Raw genomic sequence first — 7,334 nt, forward strand, 5'->3', positions numbered from 1 at the left:
TTCTATAACTGTTTAATCCTGTATGATAAGCACCTTGCATTTAACTAGCAAAACTTTGTAAAAAAGTTTCAGGTAATATATACGTTTATGTCAAAAATATTTCGTCCATTAGTATTTTTTATTGGTTTGCGCTATGTATACGGGCAAAAAACGGATGGGTTTGGTCGCTTTGTATCATGGTTGTCGATGATTGGGATTATGTTAGGTTCAATTGGTCTAATTGTGGTCTTATCAGTCATGAATGGGCTTGAAGATCAGATGCAAAGTAGTATTTTAAAGTTTTTACCTCAAGCCCAGATCACAACACCACAAGGTAGGATAGATCCTAAGGTCATTACTCGTGCGCAATTTAATCAGATTCAAGGTGTTAATCGTATTAGTTCTTTGGTGTCGAGTGATGTGGTTTTGCAAAGTGAGCAAAGTATCACTGTAAGCACACTAATGGGCATTAACCCAGAAGATGATGATCCTATTAATGATTATATCTATAGTGGATCGGTATTAGATCTTCAAGCAGGGCAATACAATGTTATCATAGGGCAAACGTTAGCTAATCAATTAGGTGTAACTGTTGGCGATAAAATACGTTTAATGGTAACAGATGCAAGTCAAATTACCCCAGTTGGGCGTATACCTTCCCAGCGTTTATTTAATATTGTAGGACTGTTTACGGTTAACCACGATATCAATCAAACGCTTATTTATGTCAATCAATCTGACGCCAAAAACTTATTACGTTATCCTCCTAATATGATTAGCAGTTGGCGTCTATTTTTAGATAAACCACTGGATATTGCCTCGATAACCAATACCCCATTACCTGAAGGATTAGTCTTTAAAGATTGGCGAGCTAAACGCGGTGAATTATTTCAAGCCATTAAAATGGAAAAAAATGTCATGGGATTACTTATTAGCCTGATTGTGATTGTTGCGGCTTTTAACATTATTACTTCATTAAGCTTGCTGGTGATGGAAAAGCAAGGCGAAGTCGCTATTTTAAAAACACAAGGTCTGTCTCGCTTTAAAATTATGTTAATTTTTATTATTCAAGGTGCAAGTTCAGGAATAATTGGCACGTTATTAGGTAGCGCCTTAGGACTGCTACTTGCTATTAACTTAAACGAAATCATGCAATTGTTAGGTTTATCTTTAGCTGGTATCTTGCTACCTTCATTGGTTGAACCATCGCAAATTATTTTAATTATTATTGGATTGCTTATGTTATCGCTAATTTCAACACTTTATCCTGCATATCGTGCAGCCAATATTCAACCTGCCGAGGCTTTACGTTATGAATAATTCACAAATATTACTAAGTGCCAAAAATCTTTATAAAACTTATAACGAAGGCAAAATGGTGACCGAGGTTTTAAAAAATGTCTCGTTTGATATTCATTCACAGTCATTACTCGCCATTATAGGTAGTTCAGGATCGGGTAAAAGCACTTTACTGCATTTGCTTGGTGGCTTAGATAATCCCACATCTGGCGAAATTATTTTTAAATCACATCAGTTAAATCAATTATCTGAACAAGAAAAGGCAAGTCTACGCAATCAAGAAATTGGCTTTGTTTACCAATTTCACCACCTATTGCCTGACTTTACAGCGCTTGAAAATGTAGCGATGCCACTATTAATTGGAGGCGTTTTACCCAACGAAGCTAAAAAACGGGCTATGGCAATGCTAGAGTCGGTTAATTTAGTCAAACGAGCAAATCATCGCCCTTCCGAGCTGTCTGGCGGAGAACGCCAACGAGTGGCAATAGGGCGTGCATTAATTAATAACCCCGCTTTAGTAATGGCTGATGAGCCAACAGGTAACCTTGATAAATCAACAGCCGATTCTATTTTTGAGCTACTGATTAAATTAAATCGTGAACACGGAACTGCGTTTTTGGTTGTTACACATGATCTTGAGCTTGCCAATAAACTTGATAAACAAATGGTGATGAGAGATGGTCAACTTTCTGATAGCGCATCATCAGATAACAATTAATGGATAATTAATATGAATTTATCTTTAATTACCGCCATAAAATTTCGAAAAGGGCGTCGCAAAAGTGGTATGGTGTCGTTAATTTCGATTATCTCAACACTCAGCATTGCTATTGGTATTGCGGCATTAATTATTGGCTTAAGTGCCATGAATGGCTTTGAGCGTGAATTACACAATCGAGTGTTATCGGTAGTGCCGCATGGACAATTCTATCCAAAATACGGCAATTTAGATAATTGGCAACACGTTCAACAAGAACTTAAAGACAATAGTAATATTGTATCAGCCTTACCATTTGTTAATTTTACTGGATTAATTGAAAACGGTAGCAAGCTTGGCGCTGTGCAAGTACAAGGTCTTGACCCTGAACAAGAAATGCAATTCAGTTCACTACCGAATTATGTACTGAATAATAAATGGCAAGATTTTAAGCCCGATAGCCAACAAATTATTATTGGAGCAGGGCTTGCTAAAAATTTATCAGTGAGTGAAGGGGGATGGGTTTCTTTATTAATTCCTGTTTCGAGCAGTCCAAATCAACTCAAACCACCTAAAAGAGTCCGTTTGCAAGTAGTAGGGATTTTAGAATTAAGTGGCAGCTTGAGTAATAACATGGCCTTAATTCCATTAACAGATGCACAGAAATTACTAAATATGGGCGATAGCGTTACAGGTATTATGGTAAATGTAAAAGACGTTTATCAATCCAATAACCTTATTGGTCAAGCAGCATTAAGGCTTGACGAAGATCTGTTATTTAATAGCTGGGAACAGACGTTTGGCTTTATGTATCGTGATATTCAAATGATTAGGCAAATCATGTATCTGGCCATGATTGTGGTCATTGGCGTGGCTTGTTTTAATATTGTATCCACTTTAGTCATTGCCGTAAAAGATAAACAGCGTGATATTGCCATATTAAAGACCCTAGGCGCAACTAATCGTTTAATCAAACATATTTTTATATGGTATGGGGTGATTTCAGGGTTAATTGGCAGTCTAATTGGAGTTATTTTAGGCGTAATACTGTCATGGCAACTTTCTAACATCATGGGCTTTATTGAGTCATTAATGGGGCATAAAATCTTAAATAGCAATATCTATTTTATCGATTTTTTACCATCCGAAATTCATCTATTTGATGTGGTGATAGTGTTTATAACTGCCATGTTACTTAGCTTAATTGCTAGCTATTATCCAGCTAAACGTGCTTGTAAGATTGAGCCTGCACGGATTTTAAATAGCTTTTAAATAGCTTTTGTATAAATAAGGCGCTGTTTAATGATAATCAGCGCCTTTTTATTATTAATAATAGACATAATAACCATTAGGTAAAGCATAGTGCATATATTGCACATAGATCCCCAATGCAGTCACAATAAATACAAGACCAATAATAAGCAGAGTTAACTTACTTGGGTATTTGAACATTTTAATACATAACGAAACAACCCCACCAAGTACAAAACCAGCACAAGCACCACCAATATGCGCCATATTATCGATAGATGGCAATAACCCTAACCCAGCAGTTAATACTAAACTCACCAGCATTGCTTTGACTGGCATTTCTTGTATATTGGTTCTAAATACCAAACAATAAGCCAACAATGCGGTAATAATACCCAAAATAGCACCCGAGGCACCACAGCTAATCACATTTTGATTGATGGTGGCAATATTGCTTGATAAGCTTCCTACTAGCCCTGAAAAAAAGTAAATGCCAACAAAAGCAAGGCAAGGAATGCGTTGTTCTAAAATAGGACCAATGCTCCATAATGCCAGCATATTCATAGCTAAATGAGTAAAACTGACATGCATAAATAAATTAGTAAACATGCGCCAATATTGGCCAGAAAAAGTTAACTCCGCAACATCGGCTCCCCAATCAATCAAAAAATGATTTTCATATAATGGCGAAAACCCACGGCTATCAACTAGCCGAAATGCAAAAAAACACAGAATATTGATTACTACTAGCGTTGTGGTGATTTTAGATTGACTGGCGTAATATTTAATATCATTAAAGGTGCTCATTAAAAATCCTTTTGAATAGGTAAATTTTATCGATAGAGGTCAGTTAATCTAACCGTTTACCTAATATCACTAAATCACGCTGAACATTATCTAATTCAGCAATTTTTGGAAGAAGTCCCCATTGTTGATACTGCATTTTTTTAAATAAATTAACACTAGGTAAGTTATGTCGAAACACATAGCTAAAAATTGCCTCAATTCCAGCCTGTTTAGCAAATTGTTCAATTTTATCCACCATAAATTGACCAATTTTTTTGCCACGAAAATCTTGATGAAGATATAAGCTAATCTCAACGGTTTTATAAAAAGCGGGGCGACCATAAAACGAAGATAAACTAATCCAACCACAAGGTTTATCTTGATATTTAATTAACCAAAGTGGACGATTGTTAGGGTTATGCTGGTAAAACCATTCCAATCGACTTTCAACAGAAACAGGTACTGTATCGGCAGTAACTTGGCGACCAGCAATTGTTGAATTATAAACATCAACAATAAATGGTAAATCTTCTAATGTAGCATCGTGGTAAGTAATCATTTTTTTTGCTTTAAGTGGTTTAAAGTGAAATTATTGTAATTTTATTATTGTTTATTGGCAATAAAGCATATTTTTTATAGTGAGAAAAATACAGCGTAGAAATGGTTAAATAAAAAATATAGTAAAGTTTTTTATTTTATTTTATTTTTTGTTGTTTTTAGCCAAAAACACCACCAAGACCATTTCCAAAAGCATACCAACAAAAACTTAATTTTATTTATTTAACAAAAAATTACAAATTTTTAACAAAAAACTAGTGAATTTCCATTTAATAGATTATAATTCCACCGCTTTTAATGCAAGGGAGTGCTCATTAGCTGAGGAATATGAGGAATAATTATAAAAAATAAAATTAGAACAATAATTTAAATGGTTGAATAATCGTTATGCGCTATAGTACTTGGTATCTAACCTGCCAAACCTGTGTCCTAAATCTTTTTCAATTTCATCATAGTCAAAATCAGACTCATTTCCTATTTTTATTGCCTAATATAGCGAAATTGCTAGATTTATCGGCCGAATTGCCACCAAGGCTATTACCGATTTCCAAGTTGTTATTCAAGTTCCCACTGGTTTTTATGGCACTGTTATTACTTTCGTATTCGATGAGTTCGCAGGCATTATCGGCGCAGACTTTGCAGGATATTCACGGCACGGCGCCTTATTTAACGTTTGATGGTGGGGTAACAAAAGCAAATGATATTAGTTCATTGTTGGGTATTACGTTATCGGATGGAACAATAATTAAAGCGAACGAAGATAACTCAAGTACAACCAGTCCGATTGAATTACCGAACGCTTTGGATACCTTTGAAACGGTACAAAGTATGGTGCCTTTTCCTCGATCTGGCAATAATAACTACCCGACTATTAATCTCAATGATGTCGTTAATGCCCCATATAACTATGGGCGAGATGATGATGGTGATGATGGCATCAGTGCGACAGGAAGCATAACGGTAAAGTGGGAAAGTAAGAACGCCAATAATGCCTATGAGGACATTACCTCAATCGTTAAGCGTAACCCTAATAGTTTGCTAAATGTTTGTGATGCGCCATATAGGTTAACTATTAGTTCATCGGGAGGTCTGTTACAGACGCGATCTGGTGTACCAGATCGTATCGACTTTGCCAGTGGGAGTCATACCTATTATATCAACCCTAATAAGGCAATTGTATCGGTGTGCTATGCCCAACCTAATTTGGCTTTTGGCAGTACTTCTAATGGGATGGGGCTTAATGTTGATGGTTCGACGTGGGTGGCTAATAAGGGGTATAAGGTATTAAGTGCTTCGAATAGTGGAAATTATAATGGGGCGTCATCAGTTACTAGCAATAACTTTCCAAGCACTGGTTCGCATGGGTTGTTTTTTTATTTGTTACTTAAAAATATAACCCCAGCTCAAGTGTTAGCAGCTAATGGTAACGTGGTAAGGGCAGAAGAAGGTGGTAATGTCAGTTTGACATTGAGTACAGAGAATACACCACGTTGGCAATATAAAAATTATAATAACTCAGGGGCATTAGGTAATGCCGAGCCAAGTTTAAAAATAACCTTGAAAGGACCAAGATATAACTCAAATAATAAAAGTTTTACACCTGTCACATTCAAACTATATGCCGATAGTTCGAAGACAAAATTATTATATGAATTTAAAATAATGCGCTGGTATATAGCTCAGCCAAATGTTAATTATCGTGGTACAGGTAATGGTTCTAATGCCCAAACACAAGTTAGTAATTATTGTGCAAGTTTTGGTAGTGGCTATCGAATACCAGATGTAAATGACTATACGAATGCAAATGCAAGTCGTTATGGTTGGCGAGGCGGTATTCCAGGAAGAGCCGAAAATAGTGCTCGCGTTGGTTTACCTGTTCGTCAATTAAGCTATCAAGAAAGCACAACAATGTGGCAGGGCGGGCTATTTAATGAATGGGGGTGTATTGTTAACAATTTTGATGCAGAAGATTTGGAAAGCGTTAGATGTAGCGGTTATCCAGGCAGTGACTGGGATATCTATATAGGGTATTGGAGTCGAAGTGTAGGGGTGAATGCAGGAGATTCTCATCGTAATGGAAAAGGACTTGGTGTTCATTCAGCTTTAGGGTTTCCTTATAGTTATGATTTTTACAATGCTAGAGCCATTACTCGTGCAGTTTGCGTAACACCATAACAGAAAAATTCAAAATCACTAAACAAGCCGACGGAAAAATCGGCTTTTATAAAGCCGTATCATATTATTCCACATATGAAATTTTAAAAGTTACCTAAAACGACTTTAGATCTTTAATTTAGTTAGTCTATTTTCCTGTATTAGTTAGTCTACTAAGTCTAACCATTTCTTTGTGCAAATTTTGACAATTTAAACTATCGCCATCTATTTCTCCGTTTATACATTTTTTACGATATTCATTTAGTCTTTCTTTGTTATTTTCAATAATCTTCTACAGTATAAGTTTTTTCATTACATTCAAATAAAAACATGGCAGTAATAAGTACTAATATTTTTTATATAATTCCTTATGCTGTTAACTAATAATTTAAGGTACATAGTAAATTTGCTAATTATAATTGGTTAGTTTTTTAACTCAAAAATAACTTGTCCACCAAGTAGTATTGTTAATATTTTTTTAGTAATAGGGAGTTATCTCGTGTTATACCTACTGTAACGCCAAAACCTAACACCGTATTCTAATTAAAAAATTGCATAAAAAGCTAGCCAAGTTTTTTTAAAATGGCTATACTTTAACCTCCTTAAAGGA

6 protein-coding genes are annotated in these 7,334 nt (G+C 35.4%); 4 read left to right on the plus strand and 2 right to left on the minus strand.

Features of this window, described 5'->3' with window-relative positions:
• Positions 1-96 precede the first annotated feature (96 nt).
• From lolC to lolE, 3 genes are read left to right on the plus strand one after another with little or no spacing between them, the layout of a single operon-like run.
• Complete coding sequence (lolC, locus tag ACGH6Q_RS09220; RefSeq protein WP_411592663.1) at positions 97-1,299, plus strand: lipoprotein-releasing ABC transporter permease subunit LolC; 1,203 nt, start codon at positions 97-99, stop codon at positions 1,297-1,299.
• Positions 1,292-1,996, plus strand: coding sequence for a lipoprotein-releasing ABC transporter ATP-binding protein LolD (gene lolD, locus ACGH6Q_RS09225; RefSeq protein WP_411592658.1), 705 nt, complete (start codon positions 1,292-1,294; stop codon positions 1,994-1,996). The genes lolC and lolD overlap by 8 nt, the downstream gene beginning before the upstream one ends.
• Before the next feature lie 12 nt (positions 1,997-2,008).
• Entirely contained in the window at positions 2,009-3,247 is a 1,239-nt protein-coding gene (gene lolE / locus ACGH6Q_RS09230; protein WP_411592659.1) for a lipoprotein-releasing ABC transporter permease subunit LolE, read from the plus strand.
• Between the two features lie 54 nt (positions 3,248-3,301).
• Here the strand turns inward: lolE and ACGH6Q_RS09235 are convergent, their stop codons facing one another.
• Both ACGH6Q_RS09235 and ACGH6Q_RS09240 read right to left on the minus strand, forming a co-directional pair.
• The gene (locus ACGH6Q_RS09235; RefSeq protein ID WP_174798551.1) at positions 3,302-4,033 is read right to left on the minus strand and encodes a rhomboid family intramembrane serine protease; all 732 of its coding nucleotides are present in this window, start codon (positions 4,031-4,033) and stop codon (positions 3,302-3,304) included.
• A 43-nt stretch (positions 4,034-4,076) separates the two neighbouring features.
• On the minus strand, positions 4,077-4,571 hold the full coding sequence (locus ACGH6Q_RS09240) for a GNAT family N-acetyltransferase (RefSeq protein WP_085163926.1): 495 nt from the start codon (positions 4,569-4,571) through the stop codon (positions 4,077-4,079).
• A 386-nt stretch (positions 4,572-4,957) separates the two neighbouring features.
• On the opposite strand from ACGH6Q_RS09240, the gene ACGH6Q_RS09245 reads away from it, so the two are divergent.
• Positions 4,958-6,745 carry a hypothetical protein gene (locus ACGH6Q_RS09245; protein WP_411592661.1) on the plus strand — a complete coding sequence of 596 codons (1,788 nt, stop codon included), beginning with the start codon at positions 4,958-4,960 and terminating at the stop codon, positions 6,743-6,745.
• Positions 6,746-7,334 lie beyond the last annotated feature (589 nt).

The sequence above is a fragment of the Gilliamella sp. BG2 genome (genome assembly GCF_046635645.1).
GTDB lineage: Bacteria > Pseudomonadota > Gammaproteobacteria > Enterobacterales > Orbaceae > Gilliamella > Gilliamella bombi.